At 67.2% G+C, this 20,739-nt stretch carries 23 protein-coding genes and 2 tRNA genes; 13 read left to right on the top strand and 12 right to left on the bottom strand.

What is annotated here, in order from left to right:
* Positions 1-310 precede the first annotated feature (310 nt).
* Positions 311-811, top strand: a complete 501-nt coding sequence (locus tag ACQCSY_RS18275) for an OsmC family protein (RefSeq protein WP_427130984.1) — start codon at positions 311-313, stop codon at positions 809-811.
* On the opposite strand, the gene ACQCSY_RS18270 is transcribed toward ACQCSY_RS18275, so the two are convergent.
* Positions 799-1,833: an NAD-dependent epimerase/dehydratase family protein gene (locus tag ACQCSY_RS18270; protein WP_427130982.1), complete on the bottom strand. Its 1,035-nt coding sequence runs from the start codon at positions 1,831-1,833 to the stop codon at positions 799-801. The genes ACQCSY_RS18275 and ACQCSY_RS18270 overlap by 13 nt on opposite strands.
* 144 nt (positions 1,834-1,977) lie before the next feature.
* Here ACQCSY_RS18270 and ACQCSY_RS18265 point away from each other — a divergent pair, with 144 nt between their 5' ends.
* Positions 1,978-2,643 (top strand): mechanosensitive ion channel family protein, encoded by a 666-nt coding sequence (locus ACQCSY_RS18265; RefSeq protein ID WP_427130980.1) that lies wholly within the window; start codon positions 1,978-1,980, stop codon positions 2,641-2,643.
* Positions 2,644-2,704: 61 nt separating this feature from the next.
* Complete coding sequence (locus ACQCSY_RS18260; protein WP_427130978.1) at positions 2,705-3,124, top strand: globin; 420 nt, start codon at positions 2,705-2,707, stop codon at positions 3,122-3,124.
* A gap of 28 nt (positions 3,125-3,152) precedes the next feature.
* Here ACQCSY_RS18260 and ACQCSY_RS18255 read toward each other — a convergent pair whose 3' ends face one another.
* Entirely contained in the window at positions 3,153-3,812 is a 660-nt protein-coding gene (locus ACQCSY_RS18255; RefSeq protein ID WP_427130976.1) for a hypothetical protein, read from the bottom strand.
* A gap of 63 nt (positions 3,813-3,875) precedes the next feature.
* Between ACQCSY_RS18255 and ACQCSY_RS18250 the strand changes: the two genes are divergently transcribed.
* The gene (locus ACQCSY_RS18250) at positions 3,876-4,856 is read left to right on the top strand and encodes an acyl-CoA thioesterase (RefSeq protein ID WP_427130975.1); all 981 of its coding nucleotides are present in this window, start codon (positions 3,876-3,878) and stop codon (positions 4,854-4,856) included.
* A 138-nt stretch (positions 4,857-4,994) separates the two neighbouring features.
* Here the strand turns inward: ACQCSY_RS18250 and ettA are convergent, their stop codons facing one another.
* From ettA to ssb, 3 genes are all read right to left on the bottom strand, one after another.
* Positions 4,995-6,677: an energy-dependent translational throttle protein EttA gene (ettA, locus tag ACQCSY_RS18245; RefSeq protein WP_427130973.1), complete on the bottom strand. Its 1,683-nt coding sequence runs from the start codon at positions 6,675-6,677 to the stop codon at positions 4,995-4,997.
* 67 nt (positions 6,678-6,744) lie between these two features.
* Positions 6,745-7,026: a DUF6993 domain-containing protein gene (locus ACQCSY_RS18240; RefSeq protein ID WP_427130971.1), complete on the bottom strand. Its 282-nt coding sequence runs from the start codon at positions 7,024-7,026 to the stop codon at positions 6,745-6,747.
* 334 nt (positions 7,027-7,360) lie between these two features.
* The gene (gene ssb / locus ACQCSY_RS18235; protein ID WP_427130969.1) at positions 7,361-7,927 is read right to left on the bottom strand and encodes a single-stranded DNA-binding protein; all 567 of its coding nucleotides are present in this window, start codon (positions 7,925-7,927) and stop codon (positions 7,361-7,363) included.
* Positions 7,928-8,174: 247 nt separating this feature from the next.
* On the opposite strand from ssb, the gene ACQCSY_RS18230 reads away from it, so the two are divergent.
* Positions 8,175-8,247, top strand: a tRNA-Arg gene (locus ACQCSY_RS18230).
* A 116-nt stretch (positions 8,248-8,363) separates the two neighbouring features.
* Here the strand turns inward: ACQCSY_RS18230 and ACQCSY_RS18225 are convergent.
* On the bottom strand, positions 8,364-9,380 hold the full coding sequence (locus ACQCSY_RS18225; RefSeq protein ID WP_427130967.1) for a magnesium and cobalt transport protein CorA: 1,017 nt from the start codon (positions 9,378-9,380) through the stop codon (positions 8,364-8,366).
* Positions 9,381-9,559: 179 nt separating this feature from the next.
* Between ACQCSY_RS18225 and ACQCSY_RS18220 the strand changes: the two genes are divergently transcribed.
* The 3 genes from ACQCSY_RS18220 (at position 9,560) to ACQCSY_RS18210 (ending at position 11,025) form a co-directional block, all read left to right on the top strand.
* Entirely contained in the window at positions 9,560-9,937 is a 378-nt protein-coding gene (locus tag ACQCSY_RS18220) for a VOC family protein (RefSeq protein ID WP_427130965.1), read from the top strand.
* A 104-nt stretch (positions 9,938-10,041) separates the two neighbouring features.
* On the top strand, positions 10,042-10,431 hold the full coding sequence (locus ACQCSY_RS18215; protein WP_427130963.1) for a lipopolysaccharide assembly protein LapA domain-containing protein: 390 nt from the start codon (positions 10,042-10,044) through the stop codon (positions 10,429-10,431).
* Positions 10,432-10,866: 435 nt separating this feature from the next.
* Positions 10,867-11,025, top strand: a complete 159-nt coding sequence (locus ACQCSY_RS18210; protein ID WP_427130961.1) for a hypothetical protein — start codon at positions 10,867-10,869, stop codon at positions 11,023-11,025.
* Positions 11,026-11,081: 56 nt separating this feature from the next.
* Here ACQCSY_RS18210 and map read toward each other — a convergent pair whose 3' ends face one another.
* The gene (map, locus tag ACQCSY_RS18205) at positions 11,082-11,849 is read right to left on the bottom strand and encodes a type I methionyl aminopeptidase (protein ID WP_427130959.1); all 768 of its coding nucleotides are present in this window, start codon (positions 11,847-11,849) and stop codon (positions 11,082-11,084) included.
* Between the two features lie 103 nt (positions 11,850-11,952).
* Here map and ACQCSY_RS18200 point away from each other — a divergent pair, with 103 nt between their 5' ends.
* Complete coding sequence (locus ACQCSY_RS18200; protein WP_427130957.1) at positions 11,953-12,636, top strand: DNA alkylation repair protein; 684 nt, start codon at positions 11,953-11,955, stop codon at positions 12,634-12,636.
* A 45-nt stretch (positions 12,637-12,681) separates the two neighbouring features.
* Here the strand turns inward: ACQCSY_RS18200 and mptB are convergent, their stop codons facing one another.
* Positions 12,682-14,247, bottom strand: coding sequence for a polyprenol phosphomannose-dependent alpha 1,6 mannosyltransferase MptB (gene mptB, locus ACQCSY_RS18195; RefSeq protein ID WP_427130955.1), 1,566 nt, complete (start codon positions 14,245-14,247; stop codon positions 12,682-12,684).
* Positions 14,248-14,406: 159 nt separating this feature from the next.
* Between mptB and orn the strand changes: the two genes are divergently transcribed.
* From orn to def, 4 genes are all read left to right on the top strand, one after another.
* Positions 14,407-15,060 (top strand): oligoribonuclease, encoded by a 654-nt coding sequence (orn, locus tag ACQCSY_RS18190; protein WP_427130953.1) that lies wholly within the window; start codon positions 14,407-14,409, stop codon positions 15,058-15,060.
* 167 nt (positions 15,061-15,227) lie between these two features.
* A tRNA-His gene (locus tag ACQCSY_RS18185) sits at positions 15,228-15,300 on the top strand.
* Between the two features lie 117 nt (positions 15,301-15,417).
* Complete coding sequence (locus ACQCSY_RS18180; protein WP_427130951.1) at positions 15,418-16,572, top strand: acyl-CoA dehydrogenase family protein; 1,155 nt, start codon at positions 15,418-15,420, stop codon at positions 16,570-16,572.
* A gap of 32 nt (positions 16,573-16,604) precedes the next feature.
* Positions 16,605-17,177: a peptide deformylase gene (gene def, locus ACQCSY_RS18175; RefSeq protein WP_427130949.1), complete on the top strand. Its 573-nt coding sequence runs from the start codon at positions 16,605-16,607 to the stop codon at positions 17,175-17,177.
* A gap of 31 nt (positions 17,178-17,208) precedes the next feature.
* On the opposite strand, the gene ACQCSY_RS18170 is transcribed toward def, so the two are convergent.
* From ACQCSY_RS18170 to ACQCSY_RS18155, 4 genes are all read right to left on the bottom strand, one after another.
* Positions 17,209-17,913 carry an alpha/beta fold hydrolase gene (locus ACQCSY_RS18170; RefSeq protein ID WP_427130947.1) on the bottom strand — a complete coding sequence of 235 codons (705 nt, stop codon included), beginning with the start codon at positions 17,911-17,913 and terminating at the stop codon, positions 17,209-17,211.
* A gap of 55 nt (positions 17,914-17,968) precedes the next feature.
* Positions 17,969-18,766 (bottom strand): HNH endonuclease family protein, encoded by a 798-nt coding sequence (locus tag ACQCSY_RS18165; RefSeq protein ID WP_427130945.1) that lies wholly within the window; start codon positions 18,764-18,766, stop codon positions 17,969-17,971.
* A gap of 100 nt (positions 18,767-18,866) precedes the next feature.
* On the bottom strand, positions 18,867-19,076 hold the full coding sequence (locus ACQCSY_RS18160; protein ID WP_427130943.1) for a hypothetical protein: 210 nt from the start codon (positions 19,074-19,076) through the stop codon (positions 18,867-18,869).
* Between the two features lie 104 nt (positions 19,077-19,180).
* Positions 19,181-20,674, bottom strand: a complete 1,494-nt coding sequence (locus ACQCSY_RS18155; protein WP_427130941.1) for a glyceraldehyde-3-phosphate dehydrogenase — start codon at positions 20,672-20,674, stop codon at positions 19,181-19,183.
* Positions 20,675-20,739 lie beyond the last annotated feature (65 nt).

Here is a 20,739-nt window from a genome sequence, read left to right as displayed (position 1 = left end):
AAAGTCCCGGTCCGAATGCCACAACCTGAGCATCCAAGGCCTGGCGTTTGAAGGATGAAGGCGTTTTGCGGGGGCTGGCAGGCTGTCCGCCATTGAGCGTCCGTGTCCATGCCGGGCTCCGGTTAGCGGCACCTTTTTGGGATACGTTTCTGGATCCCGCGTTGGGATCCCAAATAAATTGTGGTCCTCATCACAATGTCGTGTCAATACGTCTGGCTGATTTCGGTGCCGAAATGGCTGTCGTAGTCAGCCATGCGCGCGCTGTTCCCCGCTGTCTGTCCGCACCTTTGTCCGCTACTAGACTGGCGGCATGAGCCTCGACGAGCACCGCTATGCACTGACAGTCCGCTGGACCGGGAACCTGGGCGAGGGAACGGCCTCCTACCGCGGCTACTCGCGGGACCACGACGCAGAGATCCCCGGGCTGCCGGTCCTCAGGGGCTCCGCCGATCCGGCCTTCCACGGCGACCGCACCCGTTACAACCCCGAGCAGTTGCTTCTGGCGGCGTTGTCCCAGTGCCACATGCTGTCCTTCCTGCACGTGGCCGTGAAACACGGCGTCGTGGTGACGGCCTATGAGGACCAGGCGGAGGGGCTGATGCGGACCAACCGGGACGGCAGCGGCCAGTTCGAGTCCGTAACGCTCCGACCCCGGGTGACCGTTGCCGGCCCGGCTTCCGCGGCCCTTGCGGGGGACCCGCTGCTGGAGGAACTGCACGTCGAGGCCAACAAGGTCTGCTTCATCGCCCGGAGCGTCAACTTCCCGGTCCTGCACGAGCCCACGGCCGCCGTGGAGCGTCAGGCGGACTGAAACTCTGTCCGGAACTCGCGCAGGATCCGGCGCTCGGCCTCCGGGCTCATTCCCGCCTTGCGTTCCCGGCCAAGACCCCGGCCCAGCTCATCCTCGAAGGTGTCCCGCAGGGTATCCATCCAGGGGCGGGTTACCAGCCCGGCCCCGCGGGCGGCGGCACCGTCCCGCGCCGCGAAGCCCTCATGTCCGGGCGGGAGCCACAGCGGGAGTGAATCCGGCCCCGCCCAGTAGTTGGCGCCGTGAGCGGCGAGCCACTCCCCGGGAGCAGCCACCACCTCGGCTCCGCCATCGGCGAGCTGCCTCGACTCCTCCAGATAGGCGGCAAACGGCACCGCCTCCCCGACGGCGTTCAGCGCCCCGGTGACTCCGAGCGCGGCGGCCGCCAGGACCCACGCCGAGAGATCCCGGACATCGATGATCTGGGTGGGATCCGCGGGAATGTCGGGAACCAGGACAGGTTCCCCGTCCCGGGCGAAGCGCGCCGGCCAGTAGCCGTAGCGGTCCGAGCCGTCCCCGGGCCCGCCGATCAGCCCGGCCCGGCAGATGTGGGCCTTGTCGCCGGCCAGCTCCCTGGTCCAGTATTCGATCGCTGACTTCGCCTCGCCGTAGTTCTCCATGGTCAGCGCCGTGCCGGGAGCAAGCGGCGGCAGCAGCCCGGCGTCCTCCGCGGCGCCGGCCACGGAATGGTCCGCATAGACCGAGCAGCTTGAGATGAAGGTCCAGTGCCTGGTACTGCCGGCGAGGGCCGTCAGGGGCTCCCGGGCCTGGTCCGGATCCCGGGAGACCTCCACGACGGCGTCCCACCCGCCGCCCGCGGCAGAGCCCCCCGCAGAGGCGGCTAAGTAGGCGGCGTCGTAGGCGGCAGGCCCATGGGAGCGGTCTGCCCGCAGCCACGTGGCACCGTCCGGCGGGGCGGAGACGGTTCCCCGCGCCAGGCAGGTGACGTCGTGGCCGGCGGCAAGGGCCTGCCGGGCGATTTCTGCGGACAGGAAGGCTGTACCGCCCAGGACCAGGATGCGCATGGGGCCACGCTACGGCGCTAGTGTTGAAGGTGAACAGAGTGTTATGCGCCCGGCGAACGCCGGCCGGCTGGGGGGACCCTTATCCGGAGAACTGACCGGAGGTTCCCCGCCGGCAAGCGCAGCAGCAAAGGAGCACCCCCGCCGATGTACAGCACGTCCTCGACCGATCCAATCACCCCGCCCGACATTTCAGCCATCAATGTGCCCGGACTCCTCATCAGCATCGGGGTGGGCGTGGCCGTGTGGCTCGTGGCGTCGTTCGTCATCGCGGGCATCACCAAGCGCGTCGCGGCCGGAACCACCTTTTTCAAGAAGCCGCACTTCCGCTGGGTGGCACCCGCGCTCCGTGCCCTGGACCACGAACGGCGTGTCCAGCGGGCCAACACCATCGGCTCGCTGCTCAACAGCGTTGTCGGCGTGCTGATTGCCGTCATCAGCATTATTTACGTGTTCAAGAACCTGAACGTGGACATTGCCCCGCTGCTGACCAGCGTGGGAATCCTCGGCGTGGCGATCGGCTTCGGCGCCCAGCAGCTCATCCGCGACTTCCTATCCGGCATCTTCATCACCATTGAGGACCAGTACGGGATCGGCGACATCATCGAAACGTCCGAGGTGGTGGGCACGGTCGAGTCCATGGGCCTGCGGATCACCCGGGTCAGGGCCGAGGACGGGGCGGTCTGGTACCTGCGCAACGGGGAAATCCTGCGTGTCGGCAACCGCTCCCAGGGCACCTACATCCCTCCCTCCACGGATCAGGCGGACAGCCCCGACGCCGGGGCGGCACCACAGCAGCAGGCCGGAGAATAGCCATGACGACCACCCCCAGCGCCGGCGAGCCCCGGGAGCCCCGGGAGCCCCGGAGCCCAAGATGCTGATGCAGAACGATCCCTTCAGCCAGCCCGGCTACACGGACAACTTCTACTACGCCGTGGGCGGCCACGAGACGTTCGTGAAGCTTATTGATGTGTTTTACGACGGCGTCGCGACGGATCCGCTGCTGCGGGCCATGTATCCGGAAGAGGACCTCGGCCCCGCCAAACGGCGCTTCCTGATGTTCCTGGAACAGTACTGGGGAGGCCCGACGACGTACGGTGAGGAACGCGGGCATCCGCGGCTGCGGATGCGGCACCAGCCGTTCCGCGTCACTCCTGAGGCGAAGGACCGCTGGCTGCACCATATGCGCATAGCGGTGGATGCCCTGGAACTGCCGCCGCTGTACGATGGCACGCTCTGGGACTACATGGAGCGGGCTGCCCTGTCCATGGTGAACAGCCCGTCCGGGACCTGAACTGAGGTTCCTGCCGGCTTGCCTCCGGTCAGAGACCGGACCCGGTGCGGGCCAGGACGTGTCCGCGGGTTCCACTGAGGCGGAACCAGCGGCCGGAACGGTAGAGCTTTTGTTCGCCGTCGGCCAGGAATCCGAGGGTGAGCGCCGCGAACGCGGCACCGGCCGGGAGGCCCCCGGCGTCGGGCAGTTCCCGGCCCCACACAGCGGCGCGTGCATTGTTGACGATCAGCGCGCCGGGCTTGTCCGGCATGATCGCGGCGACTTCGGTGATGCCGGACTCCGCGGCCTGCCGCAGTGCGGTGTCCTGCAGGGTGCCTATCAGCTCCCAGCCGGCCCGGGGCGCACCGATCCCGGCCCAGGACTCGCTGACCGTCACCGGGGGAAGCGGCAGTTCGACGTCGTGCTCCCCCGCCCGCGCCAGCCGGTCCAGCACCGCGGACAGGGGCACGGTCACATCCGCGTCAGCCGGCTGTGCCAGCGCCATCGTCCGCAGGCCCAGGATGGTGGGCGTGGATTCTCCGAGCAGGCGGGGCCGCAGCACGCAGACGTAGGCGGCCAGGACCGGGCCCGAGGCCTGGAGCCGGATGGCGCCGTCGTCAATGGACTTGGCGCGGGTGGCGAAAGTGCGCAGGTCGGCGAGGTCGCGGGGATCGGTGAACTGCAGGGGCTGGGTTAGGACGTCAGACACAATATGGACTCTACCGGTTGCGCCTCTTTTGAGCGGTGCCGGGAGGACGTCTAGAGTCAAACCATGACTGAAGCCGAAGCCGGATTGCAGGGGCTGCCCGCCCAGGACCCCACCTCCTCGCTCATCCAACTCCTGAACCTCGGTGAGCTGGAGGGCGCCCGGACGGACGAGGACATCTTCATGGGTCCCTCGCAGCAGCAGCCCCGGCAGCGCGTCTTCGGCGGCCAGGTGCTGGCGCAGTCGCTCGTGGCCGGCAGCCGCACCGTTGCCCCGGGTCGCAGCGTGCACTCCATGCACGGCTATTTCCTGCGGCCTGGAGATGCCAACAAGCCGATCACCTTCGGCGTCCAGCGCCTGCGGGACGGGCGCTCTTTTTCGGCGCGGCGGGTCCACGCCTACCAGGAGGGCATGCCCATCCTGTCGATGATCGCGTCCTTCCAGGATGAAGACGAGGGCGTCGAGCACCAGTCCGAGATGCCCGCCGGCGTCCCGGACCCGGAATCCCTGCCCAGCACAGCGGACCTGCTGGGGAAGTTTGACCATCCGGTGGCACGGCACTGGGCCTATGAGCGCCCCTTCGACATCCGCCATGTTGATCCGGCGCTGTACGTCTCGGCCGAGGGCCGCAAGGAAGCACGCAACGCCGTGTGGATGAAGACCTTCGGGCCGATGCCGGATGACCCGGACCTGCACCGGGCCGCCCTGGCCTACGCGAGCGACTACACCTTGCTCGAGTCCATCCTCCGCAAGCACGGCATGAGCTGGATTACGCCCGGGATGTCCGTCGCGAGCCTGGACCATGCCATGTGGTGGCACCGGCCGGTCCGGGTGGACGAGTGGCTGCTCTACGTCCAGGAATCCCCCAGCGCCCAGGGCGCCCGCGGTCTGGCCACCGGCAAGATCTTCAGCCGCGACGGTCGACATGTGGCCACAGTGGCGCAGGAGGGCATGATCCGCGTCCCGACCGACCTCAAGAACAAAGCGGTGGGCGCCGTCCAGTCCAAGGTCCTGCAGCACCAGATGCGCAAGGCCGAACGCGGCTGACGCGCAGCGGCGCAACCCGACGCAGGCAAAAAGCGCAGGCCACAGGCGCAGGCAAAAGGCCGGCTCCCCCGGGCGGGGAGCCGGCCTTTTGCGTTGCTGCTGTGGCCTGCCGCGGAGCCGTGGCCAGCCCTAGTCGCCTTAGTCGCGGGTGAGGCGGCGGTGGGTCACGCGGTGCGGCTTGGCCGCGTCCGCCCCCAGACGCTCAACCTTGTTCTCCTCGTAAGACTCGAAGTTGCCCTCGAACCAGTACCACTTCGAGGGGTTCTCCTCGTCGCCTTCGTAGGCCAGGATGTGGGTGGCGACCCGGTCCAGGAACCAGCGGTCGTGCGAGACCACGACGGCGCAGCCGGGGAATTCGAGCAGGGCGTTTTCGAGGCTGCTGAGCGTCTCGACGTCGAGGTCGTTGGTCGGCTCGTCGAGGAGCAGCAGGTTCCCGCCCTGCTTGAGGGTCAGCGCCAGGTTCAGCCGGTTGCGCTCACCGCCGGAGAGCACCCCTGCCTTCTTCTGCTGGTCCGGGCCCTTGAAACCGAAGGCGGCGACATAGGCGCGGGACGGCATTTCGACGTGGCCGACCTGGATGTAGTCGAGCCCGTCGGACACGACCTCCCACAGGGTCTTGTTGGGGTCGATGCCGCCGCGGCTCTGGTCGGCGTAGGAGATCTTGACGGAATCGCCGATCTTCAGTTCGCCGCCATCGAGGGGTTCCAGCCCCACGATGGTCTTGAACAGGGTGGTCTTGCCGACGCCGTTGGGGCCGATGACGCCGACGATGCCGTTGCGGGGCAGCGTGAAGGACAGTCCGTCGATCAGTGTGCGGTCCTCGAAGCCCTTCTGGAGGTTCTTCGCCTCCAGTACGAGTCCGCCGAGGCGCGGGCCCGGCGGGATCTGGATCTCTTCGAAGTCGAGCTTGCGCGTGCGGTCCGCCTCGGCAGCCATTTCCTCATAGCGGGCCAGACGTGCCTTGGACTTGGTCTGGCGTCCCTTGGCGTTGGAGCGGACCCATTCAAGTTCCTCGGTGAGCCGCTTGGCCTGCTTGGCGTCCTTCTTGCCCTGGACTTCCAGGCGGGCGCGCTTCTTCTCCAGGTAGGTGGAGTAGTTCCCTTCATACGGGTAAAGGTGGCCGCGGTCCACTTCGGCGATCCACTCGGCCACGTGGTCGAGGAAGTACCGGTCGTGGGTGACGGCGAGGACGGCACCGGGGTAGTTGGAGAGGTGCTGCTCGAGCCACAGCACGCTCTCGGCGTCGAGGTGGTTAGTGGGCTCGTCGAGCAGCAGCAGATCCGGCTTCTGGAGCAGGAGCTTGCACAGGGCGACGCGGCGGCGCTCACCACCGGACAGGAGCGTGACATCGGCATCGGCCGGCGGGCAGCGCAGGGCGTCCATGGCCTGTTCGAGCTGGGAATCAAGGTCCCAGGCATCGGCGGCGTCGATCGCTTCCTGCAGCTGGCCCATTTCCTCGAGGAGGGCGTCGTAGTCAGCGTCGGGGCTGGCCATTTCCTCGGAGATGTCGTTGAAGCGCTGGATCTTCCCGTAGATCTCGCCGACGCCTTCCTGGACGTTGCCCAGGACGGTCTTGTCCTCGTTCAGCGGCGGCTCCTGCAGCAGGATGCCGACCGTGTAGCCGGGGCTGAGCCGGGCCTCACCGTTGGAGGGGATGTCCAGGCCGGCCATGATCTTGAGAATGGTGGACTTACCGGCACCATTCGGGCCGACGACACCGATCTTGGCCCCCGGGAAGAAGGACATGCTTACGTCGTCGAGGATAAGTTTTTCGCCAACGGCCTTACGGGCCTTGGTCATTGTGTAGATAAATTCCGCCATGCCTACAAATCTAGTGGCTCGGCCCTGATAACTCACATTCCGGAGCCCGCGATACGCCGCACAGGTCTCAGCCCTGCGCCCCGACGAGGCACCCGCCCTCCGCCAGACCCGGCAGCACACTGACGGCAACGCTGCCCTTCCGCAATTGGGCGACGACGCAATTCCTGCCGTCCCGCACGGCGGCTTCGACGGCGTCGGCCGCCAGGCCCGTGGGGGTCCGGCTCGGCGTAACTTCCACCGCGCCGGAGGGTAGGCCTGCGTCGGCCAGCGCCGACCGGACCTGTTCCGGACCCGGCAACTGGCCGCCTGCGACGGCACTGTTCAGGGCCGCCTCCACTTGGGCCTTCACACGCAGAATTGCAGGGTCCGACGTTGAAGGGTCCGACGTTGAAGGGTCCGACGACTGCTGAGTGCCGGCACTTGCGGCCGGGACAGGTCGCCCTCCCGTTCCGCTTCCGCTCTCGTGCGCCGAACACGCAGCAGCAGACCCCAGCACCAGCGCCACGGCCCCGAAAGCCGCAGCAAACCGGCCACGGGCACGGCGCCCCTCGCTCGCGGCAGCGCAGGGCACCGTCCCACCGGTACTTTTTCTGGCTCGTTTCACCCGGCAATTCTGCCACGAGCGCCTCCGACCCTGGGGCCGCTCATCATGGTCCTGTGCAGCGCCGGCATAGCGGGCGGAGTCAGGCCGCGGCTCCTTTCAGTTCGCCGGTCTCCTGATCGACCTCCTCTTCCTCGCCGCCCGTGTCATCAATCTCGTCATCGATGAAGGCGGTGTGGGAATCGGCCTCGGCGTCGCCGTCCTCGCCGCCATCCGACGGCGTCGCGACTTGGCCCTCGTCCCGGCCCGCTGCGGCGGCGGCGGGCTGCCCCGCGGCTGCCTGGTTGCCGGCTCCGGCCATCCGCGTGAAATTGGCGGAACCCCACATGAGGTCGTGGCCGACGGACTCTGCGTCGATTTCCGCCACATGGTAGATCCTGCCGTCCTTTTCCCAGCTCCGCATCTTCAGCCTGCCGACGACGATGACCCGCTGGCCTTTTTTGATGCTGCAGCCGATGTTTCCTGCCAGCTGCCGATAGCCCTGGACCGTAAACCAGTTGGTGTTTCCATCGACCCATGTGCTGGAGGCGCGGTCGAAACGCCGCTCGGTAGCGCCGAGGCGGAAAGACGCCGTGGCCACGCCACCGGGGGTCGTCGAAGTTCTGATCTCCGAGGCAACGAAGCCACGGACCGTGATGTTGTCACTCATTCTCATGTCCTGTCTCGAATTGTCGTGCCCTAGCAGGCAGTTCCAGCTTCACGCCGGGCACCGCCCGCGGGGAGAGCGGGACTGCGCTATGTGGACAACCACGGGAAATGAGCGCCCGGAAGCGCTGTTGGGGAGAGGTCCGGGGAGTGAGGACAAGCCGCCGGGCCACCCTTGACCGTGCTCGGCCGCTGGGCACGGTAAACTTTTTGAGGCGTCCCCCGGCAGCAGCCGGACGGCACGCCCACGTGCCCCAGTAGCTCAGGGGATAGAGCAGCGGCCTTCTAATCCGCCGGTCGGGGGTTCGATTCCCTCCTGGGGCACAAAGTTGCGGCTCTGACCTGCGGATACAGTCCGCGGGTCAGAGCCCGATTCCGCCGACGCGAGAGCTCCTCGGCCCGCTCACAGAGCGCGTCTGCCCGTCAGATCCGCCGGCCCGTCAGATCCACTTGTTGTGCTTGAACGCCAAATACAGCACCACGCCCATGCCGACCATCAGCCCCAACGCCATCGGGTAGCCGAAAACCCAGTCGAGTTCGGGCATGCTCCGGAAATTCATCCCGTAGATCGTGCCGATCAGGGTAGGGGCAAAGAGGATGGCCGCCCAGGAGGAGATCCGTTTGACCTGCTCGTTCTGGGCGAAGCTGGACTCAGTCAGCAGACGCATCTCGTCGTTCTGGCGCTGGGCCACGAGGGCCGCGTTAACGGCCAGCGCATTCTGGAGCAAGGCACGGAAGGCCGTGATCCGTTCGCTCAGCCGCAGGACATGGTCCAGGACATCGCGGAAATGGTCCTGCAGTTCGGGGTCAGGCTCGTGATCCGGCGCACCCGCCATGAGCGACTGCAGGAGAGCCGTGAGCGGCGCCGTCGCACGCTGGAACATGATGACTTGGCGCGACAGTTCATAGATTCTGCGTGACACGCCCGGATCCGCGGCGAACAGTTCGTCTTCGATTTCATCGATGTCGTTCTCCAACCCGGCAGCAACGGGCTCGTATTCATCGACCACCTGGTCCAGAATCGCGTAAAGCACAGCGTCCGGCCCGAGCGCCAGGAACTCCGGCTCGGATTCCATGCGCCGGCGCACGCGGCCCAGATCCGGTGACTCGGCACGACGGACAGTGACCACAAAGTCGGGACCGCTGAAGACATGGATCTCGCCGAACTCAACCTTTTCCACATCGTCCAGATACCGGGCCGGCCGCAGCACCAGGAAGAGCGTTTCGCCGTAGTGTTCGAGCTTCGCCCGCTGATGGCCGGCGAGCGCGTCCTCCACTGCCAGATGGCTCAGGTCAAATTCTTCGGCCACCGACTGCAGCTCCTGCGCATCCGGCCGGTAGAGCCCGATCCATGCCATGCCTTGCCGCTGCCGGAGCAGGAAATACGTCTCGTCCAGACTTTCCGGGTCCGCGGTCCGGTAACCCTCCACGTAGACGGCGTTGTCAACAATCGTCACGGCCGCGCCTCCTCCGCAAGGCATCCCTTGGCTGTGACGTTATACCGTGCCCGCCCCGGTGCCAACAGCCGGTGGCAACAAGCCCCGGCACTAGGAACAATCGCTACCGCCGCCGACCTCGCGGAGCTAAGATGCGGCGTAGGCCGCTTGGCCGATTTCCTTCCACCATGGAGGCGAAGATGTTGGGCGAAACCAATGTCCACACGACCCTGCCCGCGATCGACCTGGCGCGGGCCAAACAGTGGTACCAGGAGAAACTGGGTCTGACCCCAGCTGAAGAACCCAGCGGAGGGCTTCGATATGAGGCCGGGGGCGGGTCCGGCTTCATTGTCTATCTCACCCCCAACCCGAACCGCGGCGGGCACACGCAGATGGGATTCCGCGTCACTGACCTGAGAGCGGAAATGACGGCGCTGCGAGGCGCCGGGGTCGTATTCGAAGAGTACGACTTTCCCGGGTTCAAGACCGTTGATGGGGTCGCGGACGTGAACGGCCGACCAGCCGCATTCTTCAAGGACAGCGAGGGAAACATCCTCGGGCTTGTGGAGTATGCCTGAGCGGTCGGAACTGCCCGCCATGCCGCACCCAGCAGCGCCAGCAGCGCACCGGCGTTACCGCTCTTCCCGTCCGCAGGGGAAGACCCCCGAAAGGAACAGCCGAAATGACCCAGACACCCCGCGAGTTCGACCCTAGTGAGACGGCGACGACCCAGCCACCGGGATCCCCGCACCCCGGTGCGCCCGCAGGGACGCCAGCGCCAGCAACTTCAGCCGCGCCAGAACCGAGTGGCGTCACCCGCGCCGGCATGGTCTGGGCGGCCGTGGCCTGCGCCTTGGTGGTGCTGATCCTGCTCATCGCGTTCATCCTGCAGAACCAGGACTCCGTGCGGGTGAAGTTCTTCGGTCTGGAGGGAGCTGTCTCCCTCGGCATCGCCCTCTTCATCGCCGCCGTTGGCGGCGGGGTGTTGGTCGCCATTGCCGGAGCCGCCCGGATCATCCAGCTCCGGGTCGCAGGACACCGCCAGCGTGTGAAAGGTGGCGGACGCCGCTGACACTGTCCCGAGCGCACAAACCTCAAACTGAATCCATGGCAGAGCTGACACGCCGTCCCGAAGCAGCAATCACCACCGCCGCGGCGCTGCGGCCCGACGTCGAGCGGCTCTTAGGAGTCCGCGGCGTGCCGTCCCGGTGCTGGTGCCGGTGCTTCGCGCTCACCGGGCCGGAGTGGTCCCGGTCTTCCCCGGATGAACGGAAGAGCCAGCTGCGCGCCAAGTTCGACGGCGACTCCCCCGCTCCCGGCGTGCTGGCCTTCCGCGAGGGGAAGGCTGTGGGCTGGTGCGCGGTCGAGCCACGTGGGTGCTACCCGAGGATCCTGCGGTCGAAGGTGCTGGCAGCCGCCGGCCCGGCAGCGGACGCCCGGCCAGGCGGGGCGGACGTCTGGTCTGTCACTTGCTTCGTCGTCGCACCCGGCCACCGGCGGCAAGGGGGTGGCCCGTGCCCTGCTGAAAGCCGCCGTCGGCCATGCCTTCGCCCACGGCGCGACGGCGGTGGAGGGCTATCCCGTGGACCCCAGGCAGCGGCCCAAGGCCGGTCCGGCGGACCTCTACCAGGGGACGCTGGGCCTGTTCCGGGCGGCGGGGGTTTGACGTGGTCAGCGACGCCGTGCCGGGCCGGGCGGTCGTCCGCCTCAGGGCAGCGTCAATCAGGGCAGGGTCAAGATGACAGGCCCGTCAGCGGTGACGGCCACGGTGTGCTCGCTGTGCGCCGCCCGCCGCCCGTTCGCTGAGCGGAGGGTCCATTCGTCGTCGTCGTGGTAGTAGTCGTCCTTGCCGCCCAGGATCAGCATCGGCTCGATGGCGATGACCAGGCCCTCGGTCAGCTTGATGCCGCGGCCCGGCCGGCCGTCGTTGGGGACGTGGGGTTCGGCGTGCATGGTCCGGCCGATTCCATGGCCGCCGTGGTCCGCGAGCAGGCCGTAGCCCGCGCGGCGGGCGGCCCCGCCGATCGCATAGGCGAGGTCCCCCATCTTGTTTCCGATCCGGGCGGCCTCAATCCCCCGGGCCAGGGCAGCGTCCGTGACGCCGATGAGCGCCTGGTCCACCGGGTCCGGCTTCCCCACGATGAAGCTGTTGGCGGCATCACCGCACCAGCCGTCCAGGAAGGCACCGCAGTCCACGCTGAGCAGGTCGCCGTCCTGCAGCCGGTAGTCGTTGGGGATGCCGTGCACTACGGCGTCGTTGACGCTGGCGCAGATCACGCCGGGAAACGGGACCGAGGCCCAGCGTGGCCGGTAGTTGAGGAAGGCCGGGGTGGCCCCCGCGTCGGCGATCGACGCCGCGGCCACCGAGTCCAGTTCCTTGAGCGACACGCCGACGGCAGCGGCTTCCCGGACCCGTGCCAGCGTGTTCGCCACCACCCGGCCCGCTTCGCGCATCAGGGCAATCTCTTCAGGATTCTTGATCATGGACATGGGGCTTCCTTCCAACGCGGACCGGTGGCTTGCTGGCTTCAACTCTAAAGCCAGCACGATCCCGCCTAAAGTCACTGCAATAGTCGCCGTCTAAGGTTGCCTCATGGCCAACACGGAACTGATGACCGCGATCCGCACCGGGCTGCAGGCCGCCGCCGATCCCGGCCGGGCTGCAGGCGCGCAGGCCTACCTGAAATCGGAGATGCCGTCGCTGGGCGTCCGGGTCCCCGAGGTCCGCAGGATCGTCAAGGCCGCCGCTGCCGAACTGCCGCCCGACGGAATCGAGGAATTGCGGTCCACCGTGCTGGCGCTCTGGCGGGGCGCCGGATTCCGTGAGGAACGGTACGCGGCCATCGACCTCACCGGCCTGAAGCTGGCTGCCCGCCAGCTCAGCATGCTGGCGGTCTACGAGGAGATCATCCGCAGCGGTGCCTGGTGGGACCTGGTGGACGGTGTGGCGCACCGGCTCGGCGCGCTGCTGCAGGCACACCGGGCAGAACTGACTCCGGTCCTGCGCCGCTGGAGCGCAGACGGGGACCTCTGGATCCGCCGGACGTCCATCACTGCCCAACTCGGGGCGAAGTCCGCCACGGACACGGCCCTGCTGGCCGCCGTGATCGAGGCCAACCTGGGCGATCCGGAGTTCTTCATCCGGAAGGCGATCGGGTGGGCGCTGCGCGAATACACCAAGACCGATCCGGACTGGGTGCGGGCATTCGTGCAGCGGCACGGCCAGGATCTCAGCCCCCTCTCACGCAAGGAAGCGCTCAGGAACCTGCCCGGTTAGACCAGGCCGCTTAGGCCGGAAGCGGATGACCGGGCCCCGGGCCGGCTAGATGACCGGCCGGGTGGTGACCGGCTCGTCCGACTTGCTGAACAGCAGCTTGGTCCGCGGATCCAGGAAGATCAGGTACAGGGCGAACAGCAGGGCGATAACGGCTGCGGCGTTGCGTGCTAGGGCCAGTGCCAGCCCGAGGTCCGCGGTCTGCAGGTAGGGGAAGACGTCCAGCTGGTCCGAGATCGCGTACACCATGAAGAACGACACGATGAAGTAGAGCGCCTTGACCTGCCAGTCATCGCGGATGCCGGTGACGGCAAACAGTGGAATGAGCCAGACGATGTACCAGGACTGGATCATCGGGGCCAGGAGCACGACGGCGGCGAACGCCAGGGTGAGGCGGCGCATCAGGCGGTCGTGGTCACCGCGGAAGATCTGCCAGGCGACGATCCCGACGGCGAGCAGCTTGCCGGCGTCGTACACCCATTTGGCCATCCCCCAGCCGTCGAGCCCGAAGGCGTTGGAGATGGAGGCGACGACGAGACCCAGCAGCCCGACGGGCGCGTACCAGATCCAGATGCTGCCCGGTGCGGACAGCCCGTTGATCCAGCCGAAGCCGAAGCCGTTGACCCGGCTCATGAGGTACAGCAGCGCCAGGCTGATCCCGGCTGTGAGTGCCCAGAAGACGATCTTCCGCGGCCAGCCTGCGTTCTTCCCGGCCCACAGCAGGCCGATGAACGGCAGAAAGACGATCGTGATGGGCTTGACGGCGATGGAGAGGGTCACCAGGACAATGCCGAAGACGACCCGCCGGGTGGCACAGTAGTAGAGACCGGCCAGGGCCAGCCCGATCATCAGGGCGTCGTTGTGGACGCTGGCGATGAAATTCGTGAGGAACAAGGGGTTGGCGGCGGTCAGCCACAAGGCCCGGTTCGGGTTGACGCCGTGGAGTTCGGCGAGTTTGGGCACGTAGACCACGCACAGCACGATCCCGAGCAGCGCGGCCAGGCGGAACAGCATGATGCTGGCTTCCGGGTGCACGTTGGTGGACCAGACGATGAACTGTTCGATCCAAAGGAAGAGCTGGCCGTACGGGACGGGGGCTTCGGTCCACATCTTGTCGGCGCCCAGCTGGAAGTAGTTGGACAGCGCGGAGATGCCGTTTTCGTAAGGGTTGAAGCCTTCCACCATCAGCCGGCCCTGCCCGATGTAGGCATACACGTCCCGGCTGAACAGCGGAACGGAGAACATCAGGGGAAGGCCCCAGGCCGCCACTGCCTGCAGGGTCGCCTTGTGGGCCGCCGCTCCCCAGACGCGCACCCTCTGGCCGAGCCGCAGCCAGGACCGGACCAGCAGCATGCCGCCGACGGCCAGCAGCACGATGCACAGGCCGACCCCTACGGCTTCGGTACGCATCCAGATGAACAGCGGGACCCGCCGGAGCTCGGACACCGGGGCAAGCCAGCCGACGCCGAGCGAGCCGATCGCCATGAACAGCGAGCCCAGGAACCCGGCAAGGAGGGGGGATCGGGCGTTGTCCACTTCAGCAACACCAACCATTTGGGACGTGCGGGACGTACCGGCAGCCGTTTTTCCCACCGCAGGTACAGGCGCCGTCATCTCAGGATCGTCCAATCTGTTGTGGGGCACGTTTCCGCCCGCAACCGGCCGTGGTGTCCGGCCTCGGGGCGCGCCGCGATGAAGAAAAAATTCGACGGCCGCGTACCCGAAATCCTAGCACCGGACGGCTCTGGGGCGACGAAACGGTAGGCTGGCCGGGTGCCTATATCTAATGAACGCATCGTCTGGATCGACTGCGAAATGACCGGCCTGGACACCAAGAACGACGCCCTCATCGAGGTGGCCGCGCTGGTGACGGACTCGGAACTCAATATCCTGGGTGACGGCGTGGACGTCGTCATCAAGCCCGACGACGCCGCGCTGGCCCAGATGAACGACTTCGTGCGCGACATGCACACCCGGTCCGGCCTGCTGGAGGAGCTCCCGCAAGGCAAGACCATGGCCGAGGCGCAGGCTGCCGTGCTCGACTACATCAAGAAGTGGGTGCCGGACCCCCGGAAGGCCCCACTCGGCGGCAACTCGGTGGGCACCGACCGCGTGTTCCTGGTCCGCGACATGCCCGACGTCGTGGAACACCTGCACTACCGGGTCATCGATGTGAGCACCATTAAGGAACTCTCCCGGCGCTGGTTCGCGCGGGCCTACTTCCAGTCCCCCGCCAAGATGGGCGGCCACCGCGCCCTCGGCGACATCAAGGATTCCATCGACGAACTCCGCTACTACCGGGAAGCCGTCTTTGTGCCCGCCCCCGGCCCGGACAGCGCCACCGCGCAGCGGATCGCCAAGCGGGTCATGGGCGGCACGCAGCAAGCCGCCGGCGAACAGGCCCCCGTCGAGGCCCCCGCAGAGTAGCCGGCCCCCTGCCGGGGAAAGTGCCGGGGAAGTAATCTGCACCACGTTTGGCGAAAAGTTTGGCGAAAATCGCGAAAGTGGCAAAACCACCCCCGAACAGCAGGTAAGCTATTTGTCGTTGCCTTTTCAGCCAGCCGGTCCGCCGGCAAGGCCTGGCAGGGCACATGGTGGGCGTAGCTCAGTTGGCAGAGCGCCTGGTTGTGGTCCAGGAGGTCGCGGGTTCAACCCCCGTCGCTCACCCTCATGAAGGACGGCAGTGATTGTCCGACCTTAGACGAAGGCCGTACCGGATATCCGGTGCGGCCTTTGTTGTCTGTGCAGTAGTCGTCCGAGGATCTGTCATTGGAAGGAACCGCAGTGAAGCGCAAGCTGTTTGAAGAAGACCATGAGATGTTCCGTGAGATGGCAACGGAGTTCAATGCGCGCGCGGTAGCCCCGCACTACGCCCAGTGGGACAAGGACCACATGATGTCCCGGGAGCTATGGACGACAGCCGGTGAGCAGGGGCTGCTGGGCCTCGCCGTGCCGGAAGAGTTCGGCGGCATGGGCATGGACGATTACCGCTTCCGCGCCGTGCTGGACGAGGAGTTCGCCAAGAGCAACCACCTCGCCGTGGGCCTCGCCTTCCACCTGCACGACGACATGGTCCTCCCCCACCTGCTTGCCTACGGTTCCGACGACCTCAAGGCGCGCTGGCTGCCGGGCATGGTGTCCGGCGAAAAGGTCACCTCGATCGCCTGGACCGAGCCCGGCGCCGGCTCCGACCTGCGCGGCATCCGCACCAAGGCCGTGCGCGACGGCGACGACTGGCTGATCAGCGGCCAGAAGACGTTCATCGGCAACGGCATTTCGGGCGACGCGTCCCTGGTCCTGGCCCGGACCGACGGCGGCACGGGACGCGGAAACCACGACTCCTTCTCCCTCTTCATGGTCCAGAAGGGCGAGGGCTACAACACCGGCAAGCAGCTGGACAAGATGGGGCTCAAGGCCTCCGACACCGCGGAACTGTTCTTCGACAGCGTCCGTGTCCCGGAGGCCGACCTCGTGGGCGAAGAGGGCAAGGGCCTGCAGTACGCGACCGAACAGCTCCCCCAGGGCCGGCTCGCGATCGCGGTGGCAAGCTCCGCCGTCGTCCGCGCGATCTACGAGGCGACCGTGCGCTACACGAAGGACCGCAACGCGTTCGGTGAACGGATCATCGACTTCCAGAACAGCCGCTTTGAACTCGCCGACATCCTCACCGAGGTCGAGGTCACCGAAGCCTACGTGGACCAGGCGATCCTTGCCTTCAACGCCGGGGAGCTCGACGCGTCTTCCGCGGCCCGCGCGAAGCTCTGGGCGTCCGAGCGCGCCAAGTCCGTCACGGACCGCTGCCTCCAGCTGCACGGCGGCTACGGCTACATCCTGGAGTACCCGGTGGCCCAGGCCTACCTGGCCGCCCGGCTGCTGACCATTTTCGGCGGCACCAACGAAATCATGCGCGACGTCGTCGGCCGCACCATCGCCGCCTGACCTACCTGAAAGCACCAGAGGAACCACCTGAGATGACCGTCCTGCCCATCACGATCTGGGGCGAGCCCGTACTGCACCGCAGGGCCGCGGAAGTCGAAGTCTTCGACGACGAGCTCCGCACCCTAATCGCCGACATGTTCGAGACCAACGACGCCGCCAACGGCGTCGGTCTGGCTGCACCCCAGGTCGGGGTGGGCAAGCGGCTCTTCATCTACAAGTACGCCGACGACGACGGGGCCCCGGCCTCCGGCGTCGTCGTCAACCCGGTGCTGACGCTCTCCAAGGTCTCCGGCGGGCTGCCGGACCCCGATGAGGAAGAGGAAGGCTGCCTGTCCTTCCCGGGCGGCCAGTATCCGCTCAAACGCGCCGAATGGGCACGGGTCCAGGGCTTCGACGGCGACGGCAAGCCCGTGGACTTCGAGGCAACGGGCTGGTTCGCCCGGGTGATCCAGCACGAGTACGACCACCTGGACGGCAAGCTCTACATCAACCGGCTGATCGACCGCTACGCGCGCAAGGCCATGAAACAGGCCAAGAACAGCGGCTGGGGAGTCCCCGGGCTGACGTGGATGCCCGGCGTGGATCCGGACCCGTTCGGCCACTGACCCGGCAGGGGCCCCCGCGTTGAGCGCCGGCTCAAGCAGTGCGGTCGACGGCGGCAAGAATGGCCGCGCCGAGCTCGGCCGGCTTGGTGAACTGGGGCCAGTGCCCGGTGGGAAGGTCCACGTACTCGACGTCGTGAATGCGGGCCAGCTCCGCCACGTACGGGTGGCCGGCCGCGATCCACTCCTCAAGCTGGGCCGGCCGGATCTCGCAGGCGATCACCGTGGCCGGGACGCCGTAGCGGCGCTCATCGTGAAGGTGCTGTTGGTCGCACGCTACACCCCGCGGCTCGGGCACGGCGCGTGCCCGGAACGCGGCCCGCAGCCCGTCGTCCAGATCAACGAGATCTTCCTCTTCGAAGAGGTCCCACGGCGGCAGCGGCACGTCGTCGCCGTCGGCCGGCAGTTCGTCATTGATGACGCCGCCCTCGGCGAGAGGGCCGCTGTCGACGTAAACGGCGCGGAGCACGCGATCCGGGCGCGCGTCGACGGCACCGTGGATGATGGCGCCGCCGCCCGAGTGGCCCACGAGGACCACCGGGCCGTCGCTGGCGTCGACCTCTGCCACGACCGCTTCTATGTGGTCGCGCAGGGCGATGCCGGCCCGCGGCGCGTCGGCCGACTCCAGCCCCGGCAGCGTGAGCGGGACGACTCGATGCCCTGCAGCCACGAGGGGCGGTGTCACCTCCGACCACGACGAGGCGTCCAACCAGAACCCGGGAACCAGGATGATGTCCATGACGGTACCCTACGCCACGCTACGCCGCCGGCCGGAAACCGGCACGCGCCCGGCCTCAGCGCGCCACGATGGCCTGCTGCTGCGGGCAGGTGCCGAGGATCCGTTTCAGCGCCTCCTTCTCCGCCGGTGTGACCCACAGCTGGTAGGCCGCCTTGACCGAGATCTGGCGGGCGGCATAGTGGCAGCGGAAAGCCTTGTTCGGCGGCAGCCAGGTGGCGGCGTCGGAGGCGCTCTTGTCCTGGTTGGCCGGGCCGTCCACGGCGATCAGGTTCAGCGGATCGTTCGCCAGATGCTGGCGCTGCTGGGCCGTGAGCTGCTGGGCCCCTTTTTGCCAGGCGTCGCCGAGCGCCACGACGTGGTCAATCTGCACGGCCTTGCTGCTCTCGGCTCCCCGGCGGAAGGCGATCACGCGGCCGGTGTACGGTTCCTGGAAGGTGCCGCCGGCCACCTGGCACCGGGAGCCGTCCACGAATTCCGCGTCGGCAAGGTCACGGCGGAGGATGTCGTTGCGGGTGTCGCAGCCGTTGCGGTCCACGTCCAGCCAGGCCTGGCCGAAGGCGCTCCGGTCGTAGTTGTCCCTGGCCGCCCGGCCCTTGACCGCGAGCGTGTCCAGCACGGCCGCTGCGGTACCCGACGGCACCGGCCGGACCGGCGCGACCGGCTTCATCCACCCCGCGGCCAGGACGGGAGCCTCGCTGGGGCCGGTGGCGTGCGGTTCAGCGACGGCGAATTGGCCGGCCGTGAAGAACCACCCCAGTCCTCCGAGCAGCCCCAGGCAGGCTGCGGCCAGGAGGATCCAGGCCTGGCGGGAACGGCGCCGGGCGCGCCGGAAATCCGTCCAGGTGGCGGTCATCCCAGCGCCCGTCGGTGGCGTGTTGTGTTCACCCCGGAAGCCTAGGGCGGACCTCCGACGCCCGGGACGTTGTCCACAGTGTGGAGGACAGGTTACGGAGCTACTGTTCCTTGGTAACGCGGTGGAGGTCTTCCGCGGCGAGGTCCATCAGCGACTGCAGCTGGTTCACCCGGTCGTCATTGATCTCGCCGGCCGCACGCTTGGCGAGTGCATCGTCCAGGAGACGCTTGGCTTCCTTGACGTTGAGCCGCGCGACGTCCAGCGCGTGCTCCAGGGTGGTGTCATGCTCCACAGCCGAGTTCTGTTCCATGGCTCCATTGTGGTTCCCTTTCCCGGCCGATTCCAGTGCATCGGCCGGGAAAGGAGCATAAGTCCCGGTCAGGGACGTTTTCCGGGTACTGCCAGCCGGTGCCGCTATCCGACCTCAACAGGCAGTCCGGCTGCCTCCAGGATCGAGGCCGCGTCCTTGGCGGGGAATGACGGCGGGTTCACGCCGGCCATTTCCTCCATGACGCGGACAACCTGGCAGCTGTAGCCGAACTCGTTGTCGTACCAGACGTAGAGGACGAGGTTCTTGTCATTGGAGATGGTGGCAAGGCCGTCAACGATGCCGGCCCGGCGCGAGCCGACGAAGTCCGTGGAGACAACCTCGGGCGAATCGATGTAGTCGATCTGCTTCCGCAGCTCCGAGTGCAGCGACATTTCCCGCAGGTAGTCGTTGACCTCGTCCTTGGTCGTGCCGTTCTCGAGGCTCAGGTTCAGGATGGCCAGCGAAACATCCGGCGTGGGGACGCGGATGGAGCTGCCAGTCAGCTTGCCCAGGAGTTCGGGCAGGGCCTTGGCGACGGCCTTGGCGGCGCCGGTCTCGGTGATGACCATGTTGAGCGCGGCCGACCGTCCACGGCGGTCGCCCTTGTGGAAGTTGTCGATCAGGTTCTGGTCGTTGGTGAAGGAGTGCACCGTCTCCACGTGCCCGTGGACGACGCCGTAGCGGTCGTTGATCGCCTTCAGCACCGGGGTGATGGCGTTGGTGGTGCAGGAGGCAGCCGTGACGATCTTGTCCGAGTCGGTGATCGAGCCGTGGTTGATGCCGTGCACGATGTTCTTCAGGTCACCCTTGCCGGGGGCCGTGAGCAGGACCCGGGAGACGCCCTTGCTCTGCAGGTGCAGGGACAGGCCCTCGGCGTCGCGCCAGCGTCCCGTGTTGTCGACGACGAGCGCGTCCCGGATGCCGTAGGCGGTGTAGTCGACCGTGGCGGGGTTGTCCGAGTAGATGACCTGGATCTGGACGCCGTTGGCGGTGATGGTGTCGTTCTCGGGGTCCACCTTGATGGTGCCCTCGAAGGAGCCGTGGACGGAGTCGCGGCGCAACAGGCTGGCGCGCTTGGCGAGGTCGTTGTCGGAGCCTCGGCGCACCACGATCGCACGCAGGCGCAGGCCGTGGCCGCCGCCGGCCTTTTCGATCAGGAGGCGGGCCAGCAGCCGGCCGATGCGTCCGAAGCCATAGAGGACGACGTCGGTGCTGGTGCGGTCGTCGCCGCCGCGCTTGCCCACAACCTCGGCCAGCTCGCCGCGGAGGAATTCATCCAGCGTGACGCCGTCGCCTTCAGCCCGGTACTTCTCGGCGAGGCGGGCAATATCGATTGCTGCTGCGCCGAGTTCCAGTTTGGTCAGCGCGTCCAGCAGCGGGGCGGTCTCCTCGAGGCGCAGTTCTTCCTTGCTCATCCGGCGGGCGAAGCGGTGCGCCTTGAGGATGTTCATGGTGGACTTGTTGATCAGGCTGCGGCCGTGGATGCTTGTCACCACGTTGTTCTCACGGTACAGCCGGCCGATCACCGGGATCATGGCCTCGGCGAGCGCCTCACGGCCCATCCACGTATCAAGACAAGAATTTGACGTCTGGCTCACAGAACTACCTTCCTAAAATCCACCACATACGTCCTCGTATGCGGAAGTCGGCCACCGGAGGGTGC

Source organism: Pseudarthrobacter sp. S9 (assembly GCF_050156545.1).
Taxonomy (GTDB): domain Bacteria; phylum Actinomycetota; class Actinomycetes; order Actinomycetales; family Micrococcaceae; genus Arthrobacter.
Note: the sequence above shows the minus strand (reverse complement) of the source record. Positions and strands in the feature narration are given on the sequence as shown.

What these genes read in the sequence shown, in the direction of transcription:
- ACQCSY_RS18250 (WP_427130975.1), top strand. Translation starts at nt 3,876, where the DNA reads ATGACTGAAGCCGAAGCCGGATTGCAGGGGCTGCCCGCCCAGGACCCC.
- ACQCSY_RS18270 (WP_427130982.1), bottom strand. Translation starts at nt 1,833, where the DNA reads ATGCGCATCCTGGTCCTGGGCGGTACAGCCTTCCTGTCCGCAGAAATC.
- ssb (WP_427130969.1), bottom strand. Translation starts at nt 7,927, where the DNA reads ATGAGTGACAACATCACGGTCCGTGGCTTCGTTGCCTCGGAGATCAGA.
- mptB (WP_427130955.1), bottom strand. Translation starts at nt 14,247, where the DNA reads ATGACGGCGCCTGTACCTGCGGTGGGAAAAACGGCTGCCGGTACGTCC.
- ACQCSY_RS18215 (WP_427130963.1), top strand. Translation starts at nt 10,042, where the DNA reads ATGACCCAGACACCCCGCGAGTTCGACCCTAGTGAGACGGCGACGACC.
- ACQCSY_RS18265 (WP_427130980.1), top strand. Translation starts at nt 1,978, where the DNA reads ATGTACAGCACGTCCTCGACCGATCCAATCACCCCGCCCGACATTTCA.
- ACQCSY_RS18275 (WP_427130984.1), top strand. Translation starts at nt 311, where the DNA reads ATGAGCCTCGACGAGCACCGCTATGCACTGACAGTCCGCTGGACCGGG.
- ACQCSY_RS18160 (WP_427130943.1), bottom strand. Translation starts at nt 19,076, where the DNA reads ATGGAACAGAACTCGGCTGTGGAGCATGACACCACCCTGGAGCACGCG.
- map (WP_427130959.1), bottom strand. Translation starts at nt 11,849, where the DNA reads ATGTCCATGATCAAGAATCCTGAAGAGATTGCCCTGATGCGCGAAGCG.
- ACQCSY_RS18170 (WP_427130947.1), bottom strand. Translation starts at nt 17,913, where the DNA reads ATGGACATCATCCTGGTTCCCGGGTTCTGGTTGGACGCCTCGTCGTGG.
- ACQCSY_RS18260 (WP_427130978.1), top strand. Translation starts at nt 2,705, where the DNA reads ATGCTGATGCAGAACGATCCCTTCAGCCAGCCCGGCTACACGGACAAC.
- ACQCSY_RS18165 (WP_427130945.1), bottom strand. Translation starts at nt 18,766, where the DNA reads ATGACCGCCACCTGGACGGATTTCCGGCGCGCCCGGCGCCGTTCCCGC.
- ACQCSY_RS18220 (WP_427130965.1), top strand. Translation starts at nt 9,560, where the DNA reads ATGTTGGGCGAAACCAATGTCCACACGACCCTGCCCGCGATCGACCTG.
- ACQCSY_RS18200 (WP_427130957.1), top strand. Translation starts at nt 11,953, where the DNA reads ATGGCCAACACGGAACTGATGACCGCGATCCGCACCGGGCTGCAGGCC.
- ettA (WP_427130973.1), bottom strand. Translation starts at nt 6,677, where the DNA reads ATGGCGGAATTTATCTACACAATGACCAAGGCCCGTAAGGCCGTTGGC.
- def (WP_427130949.1), top strand. Translation starts at nt 16,605, where the DNA reads ATGACCGTCCTGCCCATCACGATCTGGGGCGAGCCCGTACTGCACCGC.